Origin of the sequence: Xenorhabdus bovienii (assembly GCF_024721015.1) — a bacterium.
Classification (GTDB): domain Bacteria; phylum Pseudomonadota; class Gammaproteobacteria; order Enterobacterales; family Enterobacteriaceae; genus Xenorhabdus; species Xenorhabdus bovienii.
Genome location: NZ_JANAIF010000228.1, coordinates 1 through 1,083 on the forward strand (window position 1 = coordinate 1; position 1,083 = coordinate 1,083).

General features: G+C 44.9%; 1 protein-coding gene. It reads left to right on the forward strand.

The window, feature by feature from the left end:
* Positions 1 to 2 precede the first annotated feature (2 nt).
* Positions 3 to 1,022 (forward strand): IS481 family transposase, encoded by a 1,020-nt coding sequence (locus NXS07_RS20230; RefSeq protein ID WP_258087539.1) that lies wholly within the window; start codon positions 3 to 5, stop codon positions 1,020 to 1,022.
* Positions 1,023 to 1,083 lie beyond the last annotated feature (61 nt).

The window sequence follows — 1,083 nt, forward strand, 5'->3', positions numbered from 1 at the left end:
CTATTATCAAACACAAAGTCGGTTTGCTTAATTTAGCCGAAGAACTCGGCAACGTTTCTAAAGCGTGTAAAGTGATGGGCGTATCACGCGATACGTTTTATCGTTATCAAGAACTCGCCCAAGAAGGCGGCATTGATAATCTTATCAACCAAAGCCGCCGCGTACCCAATCTAAAAAATAGAGCCGATGAGGCTACTGAGCGTGCCGTTGTTGAACATGCGGTAGAGTTCCCTGCTCATGGGCAACACCGAACCAGTAATGAATTACGGCAAAAAGGCGTCTTCATCTCAGGCAGTGGCGTGCGCTCTATCTGGCTCAGGAACAATCTTGAGAACTTTGCAAAACGGCTCAAAGCTCTCGAAGCCAAAGCCGCTGAAGAAGGCATTATTCTCAACGATGCCCAAATCGCCGCGCTTGAGAAGAAAGCCCATGATGACGAAGCCTGTGGTGAAATCGAAACGGCGCATCCAGGCTATTTAGGGTCTCAAGATACTTTCTACGTCGGTAATCTAAAAGGGGTTGGGCGTATTTACCAACAAACGTTCGTCGATACCTATTCGAAAGTCGCGCATTGCAAGCTGTACACCAGTAAAACGCCAATTACAGCAGCGGACTTGTTGAATGACCGCGTATTACCATTCTATCAGTCTCAACAACTTCCGATGCTGAGGATCCTGACCGACAGAGGAACCGAGTTCTGTGGACGAGTGGAACATCATGATTATCAACTTTATTTAGCAATTAATGATATCGACCACACGAAAACGAAGGCGATGTCACCACAAACTAATGGTATCTGCGAACGGTTCCACAAAACGATTTTACAAGAGTTTTACCAAATCACGTTCCGTAAAAAGCTGTATGGAGATCTGGAAAGTCTGCAAACGGATCTGGACAACTGGTTATGGCACTACAATAATGAAAGAACGCATCAAGGTAAAATGTGTTGTGGTCGAACACCAATGGAAACATTACTTGATGGAAAACGACTCTGGGCAGAAAAAAATCTGAACCAGATTTAACCTGACAGACACCTGTATAAATAACCGGTAATTGTCAGGTCAAGTCTGAGCTACTACACTT